14 protein-coding genes are annotated in these 18,890 nt (G+C 59.4%); all 14 read right to left on the bottom strand.

The features are described 5' to 3' along the window. Positions 1-138: 138 nt before the first annotated feature. Positions 139-672, bottom strand: a complete 534-nt coding sequence (locus ACYVGC_RS12785) for a DUF5063 domain-containing protein (RefSeq protein WP_460584215.1) — start codon at positions 670-672, stop codon at positions 139-141. Positions 673-686: 14 nt separating this feature from the next. Further along, on the bottom strand, positions 687-2,975 hold the full coding sequence (locus tag ACYVGC_RS12780) for a xanthine dehydrogenase molybdopterin binding subunit (RefSeq protein ID WP_460584214.1): 2,289 nt from the start codon (positions 2,973-2,975) through the stop codon (positions 687-689). A 129-nt stretch (positions 2,976-3,104) separates the two neighbouring features. Beyond that, positions 3,105-4,637, bottom strand: a complete 1,533-nt coding sequence (locus ACYVGC_RS12775; RefSeq protein WP_460584213.1) for a 2Fe-2S iron-sulfur cluster-binding protein — start codon at positions 4,635-4,637, stop codon at positions 3,105-3,107. Between the two features lie 84 nt (positions 4,638-4,721). Then, on the bottom strand, positions 4,722-8,513 hold the full coding sequence (locus ACYVGC_RS12770) for a hypothetical protein (RefSeq protein WP_460584212.1): 3,792 nt from the start codon (positions 8,511-8,513) through the stop codon (positions 4,722-4,724). 226 nt (positions 8,514-8,739) lie between these two features. Next, positions 8,740-9,189: a hypothetical protein gene (locus tag ACYVGC_RS12765; protein WP_460584211.1), complete on the bottom strand. Its 450-nt coding sequence runs from the start codon at positions 9,187-9,189 to the stop codon at positions 8,740-8,742. Positions 9,190-9,346: 157 nt separating this feature from the next. Further along, a complete protein-coding gene (locus tag ACYVGC_RS12760; RefSeq protein ID WP_460584210.1) occupies positions 9,347-13,114 on the bottom strand; it encodes a sensor histidine kinase in 3,768 nt (1,255 codons plus the stop codon). Positions 13,115-13,285: 171 nt separating this feature from the next. Continuing rightward, complete coding sequence (locus ACYVGC_RS12755) at positions 13,286-13,531, bottom strand: hypothetical protein (RefSeq protein ID WP_460584209.1); 246 nt, start codon at positions 13,529-13,531, stop codon at positions 13,286-13,288. Between the two features lie 35 nt (positions 13,532-13,566). Further along, positions 13,567-14,148 (bottom strand): DUF420 domain-containing protein, encoded by a 582-nt coding sequence (locus ACYVGC_RS12750; RefSeq protein ID WP_460584208.1) that lies wholly within the window; start codon positions 14,146-14,148, stop codon positions 13,567-13,569. Beyond that, positions 14,132-14,824 (bottom strand): hypothetical protein, encoded by a 693-nt coding sequence (locus tag ACYVGC_RS12745; protein WP_460584207.1) that lies wholly within the window; start codon positions 14,822-14,824, stop codon positions 14,132-14,134. Before ACYVGC_RS12745 ends, ACYVGC_RS12750 begins: the two co-directional genes overlap by 17 nt. A gap of 10 nt (positions 14,825-14,834) precedes the next feature. Further along, a complete protein-coding gene (locus tag ACYVGC_RS12740; RefSeq protein ID WP_460584206.1) occupies positions 14,835-15,188 on the bottom strand; it encodes a cytochrome C oxidase subunit IV family protein in 354 nt (117 codons plus the stop codon). 92 nt (positions 15,189-15,280) lie between these two features. Further along, positions 15,281-16,057: a cytochrome c oxidase subunit 3 family protein gene (locus tag ACYVGC_RS12735; protein WP_460584205.1), complete on the bottom strand. Its 777-nt coding sequence runs from the start codon at positions 16,055-16,057 to the stop codon at positions 15,281-15,283. A 44-nt stretch (positions 16,058-16,101) separates the two neighbouring features. Beyond that, the gene (locus ACYVGC_RS12730) at positions 16,102-16,692 is read right to left on the bottom strand and encodes a cytochrome c oxidase subunit 3 (RefSeq protein ID WP_460584204.1); all 591 of its coding nucleotides are present in this window, start codon (positions 16,690-16,692) and stop codon (positions 16,102-16,104) included. Positions 16,693-16,785: 93 nt separating this feature from the next. Further along, a complete protein-coding gene (cyoE, locus tag ACYVGC_RS12725; protein ID WP_460584203.1) occupies positions 16,786-17,637 on the bottom strand; it encodes a protoheme IX farnesyltransferase in 852 nt (283 codons plus the stop codon). A 91-nt stretch (positions 17,638-17,728) separates the two neighbouring features. Next, positions 17,729-18,865 carry a COX15/CtaA family protein gene (locus tag ACYVGC_RS12720; protein WP_460584202.1) on the bottom strand — a complete coding sequence of 379 codons (1,137 nt, stop codon included), beginning with the start codon at positions 18,863-18,865 and terminating at the stop codon, positions 17,729-17,731. Positions 18,866-18,890: the final 25 nt, after the last annotated feature.

Raw genomic sequence — 18,890 nt, 5'->3', positions numbered from 1 at the left:
AATGCACTTACAATCAGCACTATAATTCGTTATAAGCAACAGCTTGCATGGTAGCGGCTGGTATTGCTGAGCGACATGAGCCCACCGCACCTAGGAAGAAGCCAGGGGTGGGGCTACCCACCTTCATCCCGCGCAGTTTTACGGGTATTGTGCCGCCTCCATTTTCTGAATGAAGTAATGCAGCGCTCTTATCGCATTGACGCAGTGGTCACTCCAATGGTGTACGAAATCAAACTTGAATCGCCAAACCGCATCTTCCTGGCTGTCTATAGTCTGTAAATCAAAGACTATCAACGCGTGGCTTAAGTCCTTGTAGATGTCACCTAAATCATCGAGCAAGTCACCACAGACAGCTTCCGTATCAACCTCACTCGTCGGGTCAAACACGCTCCAATAGTATCGACTATCACCTATTTTTTCAGCTACAACTCGAAGAATTTTCGGCAGGTCAATCTCCTCGGTTTTGTGGTCAATATTACTTTGCAAGTCTATCCAATCCAGATTCAAAGCAGCGGTATATAGGTCGAGTAATAGTAACTGAACCTGCGGCAGAAATACCGCTGGCGTCACTGGTTGTTGGTTTTCTATAAGCAAACAATAACGTCTGGCTATTAGAATAAACTTCTGAAAGATCTCAGCAGCAAGCGCTTCTGCTAGTCTAACTGTTTTCATGGGCAAACAACTACCTAGCTAGCTGACACTTGCTCAACCTCCTCCGCCACAAACGCCGGGTATAGCCCGCCGAGCACCCGCTCGGGCGTCATAGGAGCTACTAGTGGCAGGGCCACGCCGGGCTGGAACGCGCGCACGGCGTCGCGCAGGGCGAAGTACGCTCCGATACCGTACATGAGGGGCGGCTCGCCCACGGCTTTGCTACGCAGGATGGCGTTGGGGTGGCCGGGCGTGTCGAGGAAGTGCACGTCGAGCACGGCGGGCACCGAGTAGAGGTCAGGTATCTTGTAGCTGTTCAGCGAGTTACTGAGCAGGCGGCCTTCGTCGCTGTAGCTCACCTCTTCCAGCGTCATCCAGCCGATGCCCTGCACCGCGCCGCCTTCTATCTGGCCGCGGTCGATGGCGGGGCTGAAGCTCTGGCCGAAATCGTGGGCGATGCGCACGCTGTCGATGGTGTAGGTGCCGCGCAGGCAATCGACGGTGGCCGTGGTGAGGGCCGTGCCGTAGACGTGATAGGCGAAAGGGTGGCCTTGCTCGACGCTGGCGTCGAAATGCACGCCGGGCGTGGCGTAGTGGGCGTTTTCGGTGAGGGCCACGCGCCGCACGAAGGCGCTGCTTACCAGCTTCTCCCAGGTGGTTTCGGCCGGGATGCCAGCGGCCAGCACCTGCTCGTTTTCGATGGTAATGCCTTCGTAGTCGGTGGCAAACTCGGTGCTGGCGTGGCGTAGCAGGCGCTCGCGCAAGGCTTGGCAGGCCAGTTGGGTCGCCTTGCCGTTGAGGTCGGCGGTGGCGCTGGCGGCGCTGGGTGAGGTATTGGCCACGCGGGTGGTATTGGTAGTTTCGATTTTGATGCGGTTAATCGAAATGCCCAGCGTGGTCGCCGCCACCTGCGCGATTTTAGTGTTCACGCCCTGCCCCATCTCCACCGCGCCGGTGCTGATGCCCACTGAGCCATCGGTGTAGATGTGCACCAGCGCCCGCGTCTGGTTCATAAAGGTTTTGGTGAACGAGATGCCAAAGCAAATAGGCATCATCGCCAACCCTTTCTTAAACAACTGGTTAGCCTGGTTGAACTTCGTAATCGCGGCCCGCTCGCCGGCCAGGTCAAACAACTCGGCGGCCGTGTCCCAGGCCTGCTCGGCGTGGCACATTTCGGCCGGCTGGCGGTACGGAAACAGGTCGCCCTCGCGCAGCAAATTGCGCCGCTGAATCTCACTGGGCAGCACGCCCAGTTCCTCCGCCGCTTTGGTGATGGCCGACTCGATGACGAACATCCCCTGCGGTCCACCGAAGCCCCGAAACGCCGTATTGGGCGGCAAGTTGGTGCGGCACGAGTTGGCCGTGGCCGTCACGTTGGGGATGCAGTAGGCGTTGGTGGTATGAAAGAGCGTGCGCTCCAGCACGGCCGGCGAAAGGTCGGCCGAGGCCCCCGCGTTCTGGTAGTACGTGACCTCGTAGGCCATAATTTTCAGCTCCTTGCTCAGCCCGATTTTGAAGTCGGACGAGTATGGGTGGCGTTTGCCGGTCATGCGCATGTCGGCCATGCGGTCGAGCACAAGCTTCACTGGCTTTTTGACAACAAACGCGCCTAGCGCAGCCAGGCAGCCCCAGGGCGTAGCTTGGTCCTCCTTGCCGCCAAAGCCGCCGCCGAGGCGCGTCACGTCCACCTCAATCTGATGCATCCCGATGCCCAGTACCACGGCGCAGTGCCGCTGCACGGCCGTCGGCCCCTGGGTCGAAGAAATGATTTTCACACCCCCTAGCTCAGTCGGGAAAGCATACGCGCCCTGCGTTTCAATGTACAAATGCTCCTGCCCGCCGCTCTCGGCTACCCCCTCAAACACGTGCGCGCACTCCGCAAAGGTGGTCGCCGAATTGCCGATGCGGAAGGTGCGCGGCGGCACAATTAGCTCGTCCTGCGCGGCGGCCTGGCGCGGGTCGGTGATGATGGGCAGCGGCTCGATAGCAGCCGTGATGAGCTTGAGCGCAGCGTACGCCTGCGCCTCGGTGCGGGCCAGCACCAGCGCCACCGGCTGCCCCCGAAAATGGACGTGGCCCTCGGCCAACAGCGGCTCGTCGGGCACGATGCCGCCGATTTGGTTGCGGCCGGGAATATCGGCCGCCGTGAGAATACGCACCACACCAGGCGACTTTTTTGCGGCCCCTAGGTCGAGACTATTGAGTATGCCGTGGGCCAGCGGCGACTCGTACACGGCCGCGTAGAGCGTGCCCTGCTGCGCGGGCACATCGTCGAGGTACTGCGATTCGCCGCGCACGTGGCGCTGGGGGTCGAGGTGGTTCATGGCTTGGGTATTACTTTTTGCCACCTGTCATGCTGAGCTTGCGAAGCATCTTATCCCCGTCGAACTACTTTGTTCTAGCGTGATAGGATGCTTCGCAGGCTCAGCATGACAAACGATTTTATTTCCTTCTTAAATCAATTCGGCCAGCGTCATTTCCGGCGCAAAACGCAGGAAGTGCGCCCACAGCAACTGCCTCAGCAATAGCCGTTTATAAGCCGCCGTGCCGCGCACATCGCCGATGGGACTGATTTCTTCCTGCATCACCTCATTGGCGCCGGCCACCGTTTCGGCGCTCAACTCGCGCCCCAGCAGGTACTCGCCCGTGCGGGCGAGCAGCAGTGGCACCGGCCCCACCCCACCGGCCGAAAGGCGAGCAGCGACAATAACGCCCTTTTCAACCCGCAGCCAAGCGGCGGTATTCACGCTGGCAATGTCGAGGTGGGTGCGCTTAGACACCTTTTCAAAATTGAAGAAATCGTCTGAGCGAGGAGCCGGGAAGCTGATTTCGATTACTTGCTCGTCGGCCGCTTTGGCCAGCTTCTTATAACCCAGGTACAGCTCGGCCAATGGCACGGCGCGGGTGGCACCGCTGGCATCGGCCAGCGTCACGGCGGCCCCCAGCGCCAAGAACAGAATGGTTAAATCACCAATGGGTGAGGCGTTTACGAAGTTGCCGGCTACGGTGCCCATGTTGCGAATGGGCGTGCTTGACACCAGCTTGAGGTAGTCGGGCAGACGCGGCAGCAGGCCAAGCATCAGCTCCGATTCGAGTAGCTGGGTGGCGGTGGTGGCGGCCCCCAGCACTACGCGGCCGGCCCCGGCTTCGTGCCGAATGCCGCGCCGGCCATTTTGGTCAAACAGCAGGCGCACGGGCTGCTGGCGCAGCTCATCAAGGCGCTGCACCAGCAGGTCGGTGCCGCCGCTGAGCAGCGGGTGGGTGGCGTGTGGGAAATGGTTGCTATCGTGGCCGTTCTGGCTTTGAAAGTGGCCGTTGGGCGAGGTTGAAACGGCGCTGCCGTTGCGGAGATGGCCGTTGCTGCTGGCGGCAACTGGCGCTTCGGCGGCGGCAGTGTCGGCGCGCAGGGCGGACAGCTGCGCCGGCATTTCGGCAAAGTAAGCGGGCACGAACTGCTTGTCCATGAGCCACTTTACGCTATTGATGCTAGGGCGCTCGGCCAGCTCGGCAGTGAGGGCGGCGGCGGCACGCTCCAGCGACTTGTAGCCCGTGCAGCGGCAGATATTGCCGTCGATGGCGGCGCGGGTGTTTTGCTCGGTGGCGGGCTTTTCGGCCAGGCTGTGGCCGGTAAGCGACATCACGAAGCCAGGCGTGCAGAAACCGCACTGTGAGCCGTTGTGGGTTACAATGGCCTGCTGCACCGGCGTGAGCTGGCCGCCGGCCTGGTTGATGCCTTCGACTGTGACCACGTGCTTGCCGTGCACGTTGCCGAGCGGCGTGAGGCAACTCGTCATACTTTGATAGGCAATGCGTTGGCCATCGGGGATTAGCTCGCCCACCAGTATGGTACAGGCCCCGCAATCGCCTTCGCGGCAGCCGATTTTGGTGCCCATCAGGTGTTCATGGTAGCGCACAAAGTCGAGCAGCGCGCTGGCGGGCGGCTCGGTGGTGTGCACGGGCTGGTCGTTGAGGAAGAAGGTTATCATTGGCAAAACCCAGTTAGCCAGGTGGTAAAAGGATTTCCAAGTTACTGCCGGCGCTGGCTTTGGGCAACGGGGCCGGGCTTTTTCTCAAAACAGCACCGCTACCTGCATGCGCCCAGTGTGCACGATGCCCAGGCCGCTGGCCTTACGGCCATCATAGGCCACGTTGATATTGAGGCCATTAGCCAAACGCTGCTCCAGGTTGAGGTTCCAGGTATAGTTGGTGCCGGGGCGCAGGGCTTGCAGGATTTCGAGGCCTACCACCGATGCTAAATCACCCTCGAAAGTCACCCGCGTGACGTGCGTGGCGGCCGTGACGGTGCGCTTGCTCACCTGGCTCACGCGGGCTTCGAGGCCCAGGTCGTCGAAGGTGGCGTTGCTGTCGGCGTCGCGGGTGGCCAGCGTGTTGGCCTTGCTGGTGTGCAGCAGGGTGCTGGTGAGGCGCAGCGCCGGGCTGGGCTGGTAGCTGATTTCGGGCTGCGCGGTGTAGATGAGCAGCCGGAAATTGCGGGTGGCCGAGTACGTGGCCTGGGCCTCGCGCACGTCGCGGGCCACGTTGAAGCGGCCCGTAAACGACTGCGCCAGCGTGCGGCGCAGCAGCAGGCTTTGGGTGGTGAGGTTGCGCAGGTCGAAGCCCTGCACGAGCAGCGTTTTCTGCTGGGTTTGCTGCACCGTCAGTTCGGCCCCGAAGATGGGATTAGCCCGGTTGAGGTACAGCGTATTGCGTAATAATTGATTGAAAGCCAATAATTTATCATCTTCCTTGCTGAAGCTGAATGGGCTGAGGCGGGCGGCCACGTTGGGGCTGGTGGTGCGGCGGTCTACCGTTACGCTGCTTACGCTGCTGAGGCGGGCTAGGGCGGCGCGCCAGGCGCCGGCTTCGCGCCAGCCGCGGGGCGCGTTTACAGTGAGGCGGTAGCTGAGGCGATTTTGGTAGGCGGTGATGTAATCGGCGGTGGGTAGGTACACCTTGATGAAGGTGCGGTACTGGGCATCAGCTGTTTGTGCTTCCAAAAACTCGTCTTTGTCCTGCACATTGTTGCCGTTGAGGTCGCCGGCGTAGTAGTGGGTGCCCTGGCCGGCGGGCACGGCCAGAAAGGAGAAGTCGCGCCGCAGCTCGCGGCCGGTTTGCACGCTGTAGCTCAGCTCGGAGCGAATCTGGTTTTGGAGCAAACCCAGGGTGTGGTCGAGCTTGCCCAGGATGTTGCGCTGGCGGGCGCTATCGGGGGTGCTCACCAGATTTACGTCGCGGTAGGTGGCGATGAGGCGCAGGTCCTGGTACTTGCTGAGGCGGGTGCTGAGGTTGCCCTGCACAGTCTGCGACTGGTTGTGCACCTGCAAGTTGTTCTGCTCGGCGGTGGGCGTGCGGTCCTGCCGGAAGGCGTAGCTCAGGCCGTAGCGGGTGCGGCCGGTGTCGGGGCTTTGCAGCGCAAAATTGTGCTCGTCAAAGTAGTTGGCCGAGCGAATGGTGTCGCCGCGGGGCGAGATAACCCGGTTTTTATCAAAGCGATAGGTGTAGCTCGGAATGAGCCGGCCGCCGCCGTAGCGCACGCTGGCCTCGCCCCGCGCCCAGTTCGACTGGTAGCGCCCGGCCTGCGAGTTGAGCACGAACAGCGAGCCGCGCAGCTCTACCCGGCCCACTTGCTGGGCCACATCCAGCCACTGCTGCACGCCGCTCACCTCGCCGGGCCGGTTGCGGCGGCTCACGCGGTAGTTCACGGCGTGGTTGGCGTCGCGGGTGAGGCCGATAGCGAAGTTGAGAATATTGTCTTCACGCGGGGTGGCGGCCGTGGCGTTGGCCGTGCTGGTGGCGCTCCAGTTGCGGTCAAACTCGATGTCGCGGTAGCGGTCGATGGGCGCAAACTTGGGGGCCGTATGCTCGAAGTCGAGCGCCGAGCGCAGGCGGTAGTTCTGCAAGGCATTGGGGGCCCATTTGGGCAGGGCGCGGTCCTGCACGGTGTAGCCCAGGCGCACGGCCCCGCCCTTGTCCTCGGTGCCCAGCGCAAAGCGGTTGCGTTGCAGTTGCGAGCTGGCCACGTCCACAAACACGGCGGCCGTGGGGTCGAGCTGGTAGGTGGCCCCGCCGCTCACCATTTGCTTGAGTAGCGGCGTGGGCAGGGTGCGCACGGCCTTGTAGCGGCCCAGGCCCAGCCCGACGTATAGGTACACCCGGCCGTTGGAGTTTATATCACTGGTGCTCAGGTTATAATCGCCCAGACCCTGGCCCACGTCGGTGAAGCGCACGGTGTACACGGCACTGAGCGAGTCGCGCGCAAACACGAATATCGAGTCGAGCCCGCCGGTAGTGGGGCTGAGCCGGGCCACGCGGTTGTACTGCACAATGGTGCGGTTGAAGGCCGCCCGCTCGCCGCCCGGCGCCTGCACCACCGACACATTGCCGGCCCCGCGCAACAGTTGCTGCTCCTGAAACGAGAGCGTGAGGTTGGCGGCGTTGTCAGGGTTGTCGGCCTCCTGGTAGTAGTTGGCGCGCAAGTTGAGTTTGCCCACCTGCTGGTAGTGGCTCGCCGTGTAGAGCGAGCGCGCATAGTTGAGGTCGGAGTACTCGAAGTCAACCTTGATGCGCGAATTGGCGGTGATGAGGTGGCGGGGCGAAAACGTAATTTCCGCCAGGTTGTAATCCACCACGTAGTCAAAATCGAAGCCCCGCGTCTGGAGCCGGCCATCGAGGTATACGCGCTCCGAGCCCGCCAGCACAATAATAAACTGCTCACCATTGGGCCCCGTGAGGCGGTACGGGCCCTGCACGTTGTCGAGGGGCGCAATGTCGATACTGGCAAACTTGCCCTTGGCTACGCCACCCGCCACCAGCGTGGACGAGCGCACCTGGCCCAGCTTGTCGAGCACCGTGACGCTGCCAGTGCCGGCCACCGGCGCGCCCGGCAGCGGCTGGCCACCCGGCACGGCGGCGGTGGGCGCCACCAGCGGGGCCACGCCACCCGCGCCGGGCGGGGCGGCGCTGTTGTTGGTCACGCCGTTGGTGTAGGTCGTGAACGACGAGGGTGGCGCGTTGCTCACGCTGTTGTTGGTGGCGCCGGCTTGCAGCGGCTGGGGGCCGGGCGCGCCCAGGTTCAGCTCCACGGCCGCGCCCTGAATGTTTTTGTAGTAGCGCAGGAAGTAGTCGGGCTTGTTGCGCAGCACCACGTCGCCGGCCGTCAGGTTCCACTGCGGGCCGGTGAGGGTGATGTAGATTTTATCGAACTGCTGGAGGGTCTGCGTGTTACCCTCGGGCTGGAAAGGCACGTTCTGGTCGGAGATGGCGGCCGTGAGCCGAATTTTATCGGTCAGCTGCCCTTCGAGCTGCAAGTTGAGCGCCGAGTTCACAAACACGTTCTGGGTGTTGCCAAAGGAAATTCCCCGGCTCAAGTTACCCGTTTTGCTGATGCCCGGCGTGCTGAGAATCTGCTCCTGCTGCGAAAAATCTTCGAGTCGCAGCATGGGCCGGTCCCGAAAATCGAGGCTGTCCATGAGGCGGCGCGGGCGGCGGTAGCGGGCCCGCAGCAGTGGTAACGGCAGCACCCGGTAGCAGAGCAGCACCGAGTCGGGCAGGGCCGCGCCACTGCTGTCGCGCCGCGCCGGCTGCGCCCACTGGTAGCGGTCGAGGCGCGGGTCGTAACCCACCGATTGCCCATTGGCCGTTACCGACGATGGTACCACCGTCAGCGTATCGCTGATAGCGAAGCTGGTAGTATCGCGGCCGACCGCGAGGCGCAGGTAGCGGCAGCGGCGGTTATTGGGCGGCTCGGCATTGGGAGCGCCCGCCGGGTTAGGCGCTTGCTGCGCCCGCGCGCCAGAAGCCAAACCCAACGCCGCCACGAGCAGGGCCACTAAGGCAAAGCACAAACGGTAGCGTTGGGTCATAGGGTAAAGTTCGGCAGCGGCGGGGGCACAACGCTGCGCTGGCCCACTTTGGTGCCTGGGCCGGCACGGTTATGGGCGCACCAAGCCGCTATTTTTATCCATATGCCCGGGTCACAGCAGCTGTCCACCAAGTTAGCTCCACCCAAAAGCCCCCAAACGAAGCGGCAGCGCGACCGTTGGGTCGCGCTGCCGCTTCGTTTGGGGGCTCGCCAGATAGGGTAATCGGTTAGTGACTGCGTAGTACCATGGGTGCTTCAGCCTGCGCAGAAACCTTCTCATCGAGCAGCAACAGCTTATGAAACTGACTTGGCGTGAGCACTTTACCCATGGTAGCGTAGTAGCGGTAGTCGATGGCATCGAACGCGGCGGTGGCCGCCGGCGGCGAGGCAAACAGCAGGTGGCTCAGCACTTCGGCCGCATCGAGCCGCGCCTGCAAGGCGGCCCGCAACGTAGCTACTTGCCGCGACTTCAATTGCAGCGCATCGGCTAGGTAATCGAACTGCTGCTTGGCCCGCTGGGGCATCGCTACCTGAGTGGGTTCAGCCGGGGCCGCCGCCCATAGCTCGGGGGCGGGCAATTCGGTGAGTTGAGGCGTAGGAACAGATTGGGCCGAGGCACCGAGGCTGCACAGCAGCAGCCCCAGGCCAAGACCAAGAATTTGTAAGCGGATTGACATAGCTGGTAATTAGAAGCGGAGAGCGGCGTGTATTTATTTTAGGTAAAACTATATTATCCCGATGCCACCCGGCTAACCCACTTACTCAGTGTATCAGTTCAATAGCCGAACACCTCTTTTTACGGGTTGAACCATCCTGGTTTCTCGCCCAACTGCTTTAGCCCGCCAGTGGCAGCTCAATAAAGAACGTGGTGCCCACGCCTACTTCCGTTTCAAACCAAATGCGGCCCCCCGCGCTCTCGATGCCGCGCTTGGCCACCGCCAGCCCAATGCCCGAGCCAGTGGCCTTGGTGGTGAAGTTGGGTCGGAAAATACTGTCGCGCACTTCCTCGGCAATGCCCGCGCCGTTGTCGGCAATGGTGATGAGCACGCTGCCGGGGGCGCTGGCGTACAGGCTGATTTCCTGGCGGGGTGCCTGGCCGGGCGGCACGGCTTGCTTAGCATTGAGCAGCAGGTTGTTGAAGGTGCGCACCAGCAGGCTTTCATCGGCAAAAACGGTGTAAGTGCCGTCGGCGGGCAGGTGCAGGTGCAGCGCCCCGTCCTCGTCGCCATCACTCTGGCGAAACAGGTCGGCGCAGTGGCGCAGCACGGCCGTCACGTCGAGGCGGGCGGGCCGCATGGTGGGCAGGTTGGTGAAGGTGCTGAACGAGGTAGCAATATCCGAGAGCACATCAATCTGGGTGATGAGCGTTTGGGAAATGCGGCCAATCAACTCCTCGGCGTTGGGCCGGCGCTCGGCAATGGCTTTCTGTAAGTACTGGAGGCTCAGCTTCATGGGCGTGAGCGGATTCTTGATTTCGTGGGCTACCTGGCGGGCCATTTCGCGCCAGGCGGCTTCTTTTTCCTGGACGGCCAACTCGCGCTTGCTGGCTTCGAGCTTGCGCAGCATGGCGTTGTACTCGGTTACCAGCAGGCCAATTTCGTCGTCGCTGCTGCGGTAGTCGAGCACTTCATTCTGGCCGGTGAGCGTGGTGCGCATCAGGCGCTGGGTCAACAGCTTGAGCGGGGCCGTGAGCTGGCGCGTGGCCACAAAGGCCAGCCCCAGAAACACTAAAAACATGAGGGTGAAGATGTTAAGAATTGTGGTAAACAGCTCGGTGAGCTTGCTATCCAACTCCTTTTGCGAGTCGAAAAACGGAATACCCACGTAGCCCAGCACTGGCCCGGCCGGCCCATCAATGCTGGCGGCCCGCACCGGCAGGTAAAGCGAGCTAAACGAGAGCGTGCCGGCCCGCTCGATGAGCAGCGTGCGGCTGAGGCCCCGCACGCGCAGGTCGACCAGCGCCTGAGGGTTGAGCAGCGGCCCCAGTAGGCCCGCCTCAAAAATGAGCGGCTGCGAGCTCACCAGCAGCTGCCCGCGGGCGTCGTAGAGGTTGAGGTCGGTTTCGGTGAGGGCGGCCACGTTGCGGGCCAGCGCCGTGAGCACGGGCAAGGCCGTGGTATCGGTGAGCTGGTCGCGGCGGCGCAGCAGGCTTTCGAGGGCAATGTGGCCCCGGCGCTCATAGGTGCGCAGCAGGTCGCGGCGGTAGCCCGAAATAACCTGGCTGGCCGTGGCGACGCTCACCACCAGCAGCGGAATGAGAATGCCCAGGTTGAGCAGCAGCTGAATGCGAGCGCTGAAATTGAACCGCAACCCTAGCCCGCCGCGCCGCGCCAGCAAGTAGCTGCCGCCCGCCAGCAGCCACACCAACACATTGAGCAGCAGCTGAAAAGAGAAATTGGAAAACCAGTCGGCCAGCGAATAGGTGCTGGTGGTAACCACCACCACGCGCCGGCCGCTGGCGTCGGGCAGGGCCAGGTGATGAAACCCGCCAATTATCAGGCCCTCTTGCTTCATGCGCGGGTCGTCGAGCAACGCGACCGGCAGGTTGTTGGCATAGTCAAAATCACCCTCACTGTACACAAGCTGGCCTTTCGCGTAGCCCGCGTAGCTGAGGTCGGCAGCCAGGCCCGGCTGAAAAAACTTTTGGTCTACCAGCAGTTCGGGCAGCACACTATAGCTAGCCAATTGCTTGAGGCTCAGCATAAGCAAAATAGTGCCCGCCGGCGCGGGTGGCCCAATGCCGCCCGGGGCCGGCTGCGTAATGGGCACCACCGCCACGTAGCGCCGCGAGCTAAACGAATTATCCGATTTCAGCAAGTACACGCCGGCCTGGTCGGTGGGCGTGGCCGTGCGCGAGAGGCGCACGCGCATTTGGTCAAAGGTGAGCGTATCGTCGGCCTCGCCACCCACCGGCTGACCATGCGGGTCAAAAAGGTCTACCGACTCTTCATATTTATCGAAGTACGTGCGCAAGTACTGGCGCTCGATGCGCCGGCGCAGCACCTCGGTGCGCACCGGCACCGTGGTGAGGAGGTGGGCAATAACAGGGTCGGCCGCCAGCTGGCGCAAGCGCTGGCCCAGCAAAAACTCTCCCTGCAAATCATTGTCAACCAGCAAGTTGCTAGCAAGGCGCTGCTTATCTAATAATAGCTGCCGCTCAAACTGCCCATACAAAGCCATGGCCCCAATAGCCGAAGCCAGGCCCAGCAAGAGCAGCAGCAACAGGTAGCGCGGCCCCACGCGGCCCGCCAACCGGCCGGCCTGCACCAGCACTAAGTACAGCAGCGCCACGCCCGGCAGCAGCAGCAGCACTTGGTGCAGCAAAGCCCCCGCACCCAACAGCAACACCGCCAGCAGCGCCCCCACCAGCAACGACCGGCTAGGTAAGCGGCTTATATCGGGCACCACCAGCTCGGTGCACAGGTAAATGCCCACCACGAAGGCGGCCGTATGCAGCACCACCGCCAGCAACAGTACCAGCCGAAAGCTGCTCACCTGGATGCTCTGCGTAATATCCAGGCTCAGCTGGTTGTTGCTGAAGGCGCTTGAGTAATAGTTATGCAGGCCAAAAACGAGGAGCCCCAGCGCCAGCAGCGCCGCCGTGCCCCAGCTGCCCGGGCGTGCCCGCAGGACACGGGACGGCAGTTGATACTGGCGGCTCGCCAGTACGGCCAGCGCGGCCAGCAGCACCGCCAGTAAGCCGTTGAGCAGCAGGTCGCCCAGCGAAGGCGCCAAGCCCGACACAGCATAGACACGGGGGTCGAACAGCGGGATTTCCAGCCAGGCGTACGGCAGGCCCAGGTAGAGCAAGGCCAGCCGCAGGGCCACCGGCGTAACCGCCAGCACCGTAAGGGCCGCTGCTACATACCCGCGCTGCCACCATCGGCGCGCCACGCCCAGCCACCCAGCCGTGTAAAAAGCGATGCCCAGTAGCAGTAGCAGCAACGGCAGGATACGGCCCGTTAGGGCATCGCCCGGCAATTGCACCACCGAAAACAGGTAGTGCCCCTGCGTATCGACCAAGGCGGCTACCAGGCCATGCGTTTCGCGGGCTCGCACTGGGGTGCGGCGCACCTGCACTTCCATGCCTTGCAAGAGCGCCGGCTCGGCCCCCTCCCGCAAGTAGCGGTTGCTGATGCCGTAACGCCGAGCCAGCGGTACGTATACTAGTACCACCACCTCCCCCCGCGCCCGCCGCACTACCAAAAACTCGCCCAGTGCCGTCTGTGATAGTCGCTCGGCGCTCGAGTCAGTCAGCTCGGCTTCAACGGGGCCCGGGCCGGAAGCCGACCAGCCCACTAGCACCCCATTCACCGCCACAAAGGTGGGATACGAGCACTCGGCTACGAGCTGCCGGAAATCGGGCGCGGCCGGAGGCTGGCATTGCCGGACTACCTGCTCGGCCTCGGCCCCGGCCGTAGTAGCCGCTTGGTTCACCAGTCGCTGCAAACGCGCCGCACTCGGGTAGAGTGGGTTCGTGCCGGGCAACTGCCAATAGGTGTTAGCCAGCCAGCTCGCCCCAAAGCTTAGCAGCGCCAGCACCAGCAACGTAATAGGCCAAACGCGGGCTAAGGAAAAACGGGTAGCAGTTTGGGCAGCCAAAGGAGCGGGTTGAAATAAGAAAACAGGCCGGACAAAAACCAAGCCGGCCGCGCCTCCCCTACTCAAATCGCAGCAAGGGGTGAAGCTAGCTAAAAACAGAAACCGCCGGCGTTCCGCATTGCGCGGAGCCGGCGGCTCACTTTTCAAGGAAAACTAGCTCGATCTAACAGCCTAGAACTTGGTAGGGCGCTTGGGGTGCGTGCGGCGGTACCAGAAGAAGCCCACGGCACCCATCAAGATGTAGGGTACGGTCATCATGTACACAATGCCTTTGTTGAGGCCATCCACATCGTAGTCGTCGCGCTCCTGGCGGGCAGCTTCTACCTGGCTTTTGCACATCACGCACTGTGCCTGGGCAGGCGAGAGCGTAGCGAGCGTCAGAATGCTCAGTAACAATCCAAAAATCAGCTTTTTCATAGTAATAGAACGGTCAATAAGTCAGAATGTTTGGCTTAACCCGCCGGGTAATACGGCGCAATCATAAAGTAGACGATAACGCCCGTTACCGAGACGTAAAGCCAGATAGGGAAGGTCCAGCGCGCAATTCTTTGATGCTTAGTATACTGTCCCGTAAGCGCAAAGTAGAGCGTAAACAGCACCAACCCCACCGTTACAATGGCCAAGCTGATGTGCGTGAGCAGCAGCAGAAAATACGCCATCCGCATGGCTCCTACTCCCCCAAAATGCGTGCTCTCTACCTGCGAGTGATAGGCCACATAGGAAATCAAGAACAATCCGCCCAAGGCGAATGCCGTACCCATGGCGGCGCGGTGCGCCAGCACATTTTTCTGCTTGATGAAGTAGAAGCCCACCAGCAGCGCCACGGCCGTGGCTGAGTTTAGCGCGGCATTGACCGCCGGCAGCGCGTGCAAATACACATCGGCACCCGCTATCCGAAAGATGTTCTTGTAGTAGAAAATAACGGCTACCAGCAAGGGCACCACCGCTCCCAGCGTCCCCAGGATAATCTTGTACTTGGTGTAATCACCCGGCTCCAGAACGGGCGGATGCAGCTGCTCAGTCGCGGTTGTCATAAGTATAGAGCAAAACGTTGATTTCGGTAATGAGCCGTTCGACCTCATACTTGTCGGCGGCATCATAGTAGCCACGCACGTGTTGCGCGCTATCTATCAACAACAACCGACCGGGCAGCAGGTTCCCCGGCTCCGTGGCCGGCCGAAACGGCAGCCGTTCGGGGCGCAGTGTCGTTTGCCCAAATTCCGCTTTTGCTAATTGATTTAACGTGTCGGCGGGCGCGGCTCCTAAAAACCATTTGCCATTAATCGTCCCGTACTGTTCGTTCAGCTTGGTAAGCTGCGTGCTGGTCGCAGCCGAGTTCTCCATTGCCGGCACCAACGTTAGTATTCGCACCCGCGGCTCGGGTCGAAAGTGCTCCTGCAAGCGGGCCATCACCCGGGCCCCTGGCTCACCAACAACACCCGGAGCGTAAAACTGCACCACGTATATTCCTTTGCCAAGCTCCGCACTGGTTAAAGTTTGTCCCGTAGCCATGCGCACTTGAAACGGCCGGACCCTGTGAAAAACAGTATCGCGCTGCCACCCTCCCACCGAAGTGCGGACGGAGTCCGCTCGTTCGGGTAAGTAGGTTGGCAGCGCGTAATGATTGCGGCCGAAGCCGTAGAGGAAGAGAAACGCCAGTACCGGCACCAGCAGTAGCAGGCCCAGTAAAATAGTCTGGCGCGGTCGCATTCTATCTGATTTAGCTACTGAACATGTGGGACAATGCTTCGCCTACGTACGAGCCTTCCGTTACGAGGGCCACTACCAGCCACACCAGCAAAGCCGTAGGAATCAGGATAGTCCAGATGAGGCTCTTAGCCTCGTGCTTCAAGTGCATAAACTCGCCTACAATGAAGAAGGCCTTCAGTATCGTCATCACGATAAAGATGCTGTTGCGCAACGTACGCAGGCCCGGCGAGGTCATGGTGAAAGCAATTGCAAACTCCACAGCCGTGATGATAACCAGAATCCAGAACGTCTTCCAAATCCAGGCGGTATTAGGCTTGGCGATTTCGCCAGGGTGCAAAGCGAGTTCTTCCGCGTGATTAGACATAACTACAAAATTAGCAACTAAGTGATTGAGTGATGATTAGTTGAGTACCAGCAGCAAGTATTAGCATACTACTGGTGCTCGTCTATACACCATTACACCAAGTAGAAGAACGTGAAAACAAACACCCAAACCAAGTCTACAAAGTGCCAATAGAGACCGATTTTTTCAATCATCTCGTAGTGGCCACGCTTTTCAAACGTGCCATTGGTGGTAGCGATAAAGCACCACACAAGCAGGCAAACTCCCGAGAACACGTGCGTACCGTGGAAGCCCGTGATGAAGAAAAACAAGTCGGCGAACAGCGGCGGGCCGTATTGATTCATAGTCAGATTAGCACCGTGCATTACAGTACCATCAGCCATCAGTGTGCCTTCGCCTTCTCCACCAATAAAGTGAGTCCACTCAATTGCTTGGCTGCACAAGAACATCGAACCGAATAGGATGGTCCAAAGCAGCCATTTCTGCACATCAGCTTTATCCATGCGGTGCCCAGCCTCCACTGCCAATACCATCGTTACGGAGCTGAAGATGAGAATCATCGTCATCAGTGCCACGAAGGCAAGCGGCAAATCCATGCCGTGCAAACCGGGGAAGGAGTTAAATACCTTCTCCGGAATAGGCCAATGCGCCGTGCTGAAGAAAAAGTCTTTAGCCTGGCCCGTAAATACTCCGTGCTTGTGGCGAATGAGGCCATAAGCAGTCAAAAACGCCCCGAAAGTAAACGTATCGGAAAGCAGAAAGAACCACATCATTAGCTTGCCGTAGCTTGCTTTAAAGGGTTCATTGCCGCCATCCCAAGTGCCGGTGCGCGGAGCATCGACGTAGGCGGCGGGGGCAGCGTTAGGCTGCAAAGTAGTGGAGTGGGCCATAACGGACAACAGATGGACAGGCGGGCTTTACGCCAAATTCCCGTTTAGTGGTTCAAAAGTAGGAACAAATAAAGGTACAGCCAAAGCCCACCCAAGAAGTGCCAGTATAAGGTAGCGTTGCCAATCGAGAGCGTAGCGCGCGAATGCACCTGATAATTAAGGCTTCGCTTCAAAACCACGGCTACAAAAATGAGTCCCGTAACTAAGTGGAAAGCGTGCACGCCCATCAGCACGTACACGAAAGAGCCAGAGGGGTTAGCATCGGCCCCGCCAAAAAACGTGCGGCCTGAAACCAAGTCCCCCCACGAGTGTAGCTGTCCAAAAAGAAATACGATTCCCAGCGTAATTGTCAAAAGCAAGCCGATGTTGACGCGCTTTACTTCATCGTGTTTGGCTGAGTAGTAGGCCCATTGCATAGTGGCACTACTCAGCGCAATAATGATAGAATTGAAGAGCATGCTGGCGGGCAAGTCAAACTCGCGCCAGTTGCCTTCGTCGCGCCGTACAATGTAGCCGCTGGTAAAAGCCGCAAACATCATTACAATGCTGAAAATCAAAAGAATAAGTAGCACGCGCTTAGGGTGCCAACCTAGTCCTATTTCCTTTTCGGGCAATAGTGCTTCGGAGGTGTTCATAAATAAGTAATTATCAATTAGTAATCGTTCGTTTTGCGTCTGGCCACAGCCTTGCGTTCCACGTGTAAGCAACAAATGATTAACAACTAAAAATCAAACTTTGTCTAAAAGCAACGCAATTTGTACGATGGGCAAATAGAGAAAAGAAGCAAACATGATGCTCAGGGCTGACTTGCGGTCTTGCGTGCGCATGAGGCGCACGGTGAGCAACACAAACAGCACTCCACACACCAGCGCAACTCCCGCCGACACACGCCCCGAAATGCCTAACACGAGTGGTAGCAACGACACCGGAATGAGCAGTACGGTGTAGGTCATAATCTGGAAAGCCGTGCGCAAGTCACGGTTACCAGGCGTCGGCAGCATCTTGAAGCCCGCCCGCTTATAATCCTCGTCGGCCACCCAGGCAATGGCCCAGAAGTGTGGAAACTGCCACATAAACTGGATGCCAAATAGCACCCAGGCCGCCTCCCCCACAAAACCAGTGGCCGCTACCCACCCAATAAGCGGCGGCAGCCCCCCTGGAATGGCCCCCACCGCTACGCATACCGGCGATACTGTTTTGAGCGGTGTGTAGATGAACCCGTACAGAATAAGCGATAGTAGTGACAGCGCCGCCGTGAGGGGGTTGAAATAGTAGGCAAGAAGCCCGAGCCCCGCCACCGCTAGCACCACGCAAAACACCCAAGCCTCGGCAGAAGAAATTCGCCCGGTTGGCAAAGGCCGGTTTTCGGTACGCTTCATCAGCTTATCAAGGTCTTTCTCGAAGACTTGGTTGATGATGTTAGCCGCTCCCGTTACAAGGAGGCCACCTAACAACACTAATAAGGCGCGTCCCCAGTTTGGTGTAGCTAAACCTAACAAATATCCTAGCGCGCTAGAAAAGGCTACCGTGAATGAAAGCCGGAACTTGAGTAACTGAAAGTAGGCGCGGGCCTTATTCATTAACCAGATAAAATTGCTAGCGCAAAGGTACGCCTAGCGCGTACCATAAGATTTAGCCGATTGGGATATTGGGTAGCAGAATACTAATAAGCTACAACGTGGTTTGCGCTACCATTGAAGCCCTGACTGGCTTTATACTTACGCGCGACAGCCGCCGCAATGCTAAAACCGCTAAAAACTGAATGCCAAAGAGCAGGGTAGCCAAGGTGAGGTGGATGGGCTGCATAAAAGCTGGCAGCGCGAAATAAGCTAGGGTAATTCCTGCTACCATTTCCAGGCCTAGCACCGCCCAAATGCCCACAACTAGCTTCCTCAAAGCAGGCACTGCCAGTTGCCATAACTGATAACCCACAAAAACGTTGGCCAGCACCACAATGGCTGACAAAGTCCGGTGCGTTTCAAAAATGCTTCCTAGCATGTCAACCCATGCTGGCCGATTGCCATAGCCAGCGGCCGAGGCGATGTGGTCTATTTCCTCCCGCACCTGAGTGCCTATAATAATCTGCCCAAATGTGAGAAGCAGCGTACCCCACAGCAGCCAACGCAGGCCAGTAGTAGTGGCTATCTCTCCATCTTGCTCGCCTAAAGTCTCTAAGGCTACTTGAGTCCCCAGTAGCACCTCTTCTTTAGGCCAGCGCGCCCGATGCGCAGCATAGAGCAGTAGCGCTACAATAAGCAACGCCAGCCCCATGTGAATAGTGACCATTATGGGAAGCAGATTGGTAGATACTACCAACGACCCAAGCCAACCTTGGAAGCCTGTAAGCAACCAGCTAGCTACTGCCAACCAGAACACCAGCCGGTCGCGTTGCCAATAAGGCCAGGCAACTACTGCGGTTACAAAAACAAAGATGCCAATAAGTACGCCAAGCAAGCGATTCAAATACTCAATCCAAGTCTTTGTAGCATTGAACTCAGTCTCAATGTATTGGGTAGGGTGTGCGAAAATATCTCCAGCTACCTGCCTAAAGCCGAGGCTAGACAAGGTGCGCGCCAGTTTCTGGTTTTTGGCAACGCGTTGTGCTAAGTAAATCTGCTTATAGCCTGCTGGTAGCTGGCTGGCTTCCGTAGGGGGTATCCATTGACCAAAACACTTCGGCCAGTCGGGGCAGCCCATTCCTGAGCCGGTAGCCCGCACTATGCCACCCACAAGTATTAATAAGTAAATGCTACTAACGGTAAGCACGCTCCAAAAGCGAAAATGCCTTGCAAACCCATCTTTTCTCATAGTACTCAATAAACAGTTGAAGGCA

It is taken from the genome of Hymenobacter arcticus (genome assembly GCF_054779975.1).
The sequence above is the reverse complement of the archived record's forward strand: the minus strand, read 5'-3'. Positions and strand labels throughout refer to the sequence as shown.

Bases quoted from the DNA above. Each gene is read 5' to 3' on its own strand.
- ACYVGC_RS12780 (WP_460584214.1), bottom strand. From the start codon at position 2,975: ATGAACCACCTCGACCCCCAGCGCCACGTGCGCGGCGAATCGCAGTAC.
- ACYVGC_RS12720 (WP_460584202.1), bottom strand. From the start codon at position 18,865: ATGAGAAAAGATGGGTTTGCAAGGCATTTTCGCTTTTGGAGCGTGCTT.
- cyoE (WP_460584203.1), bottom strand. From the start codon at position 17,637: ATGAATAAGGCCCGCGCCTACTTTCAGTTACTCAAGTTCCGGCTTTCA.
- ACYVGC_RS12740 (WP_460584206.1), bottom strand. From the start codon at position 15,188: ATGTCTAATCACGCGGAAGAACTCGCTTTGCACCCTGGCGAAATCGCC.
- ACYVGC_RS12730 (WP_460584204.1), bottom strand. From the start codon at position 16,692: ATGAACACCTCCGAAGCACTATTGCCCGAAAAGGAAATAGGACTAGGT.
- ACYVGC_RS12735 (WP_460584205.1), bottom strand. From the start codon at position 16,057: ATGGCCCACTCCACTACTTTGCAGCCTAACGCTGCCCCCGCCGCCTAC.
- ACYVGC_RS12785 (WP_460584215.1), bottom strand. From the start codon at position 672: ATGAAAACAGTTAGACTAGCAGAAGCGCTTGCTGCTGAGATCTTTCAG.
- ACYVGC_RS12775 (WP_460584213.1), bottom strand. From the start codon at position 4,637: ATGATAACCTTCTTCCTCAACGACCAGCCCGTGCACACCACCGAGCCG.
- ACYVGC_RS12750 (WP_460584208.1), bottom strand. From the start codon at position 14,148: ATGACAACCGCGACTGAGCAGCTGCATCCGCCCGTTCTGGAGCCGGGT.
- ACYVGC_RS12745 (WP_460584207.1), bottom strand. From the start codon at position 14,824: ATGCGACCGCGCCAGACTATTTTACTGGGCCTGCTACTGCTGGTGCCG.
- ACYVGC_RS12770 (WP_460584212.1), bottom strand. From the start codon at position 8,513: ATGACCCAACGCTACCGTTTGTGCTTTGCCTTAGTGGCCCTGCTCGTG.
- ACYVGC_RS12755 (WP_460584209.1), bottom strand. From the start codon at position 13,531: ATGAAAAAGCTGATTTTTGGATTGTTACTGAGCATTCTGACGCTCGCT.
- ACYVGC_RS12765 (WP_460584211.1), bottom strand. From the start codon at position 9,189: ATGTCAATCCGCTTACAAATTCTTGGTCTTGGCCTGGGGCTGCTGCTG.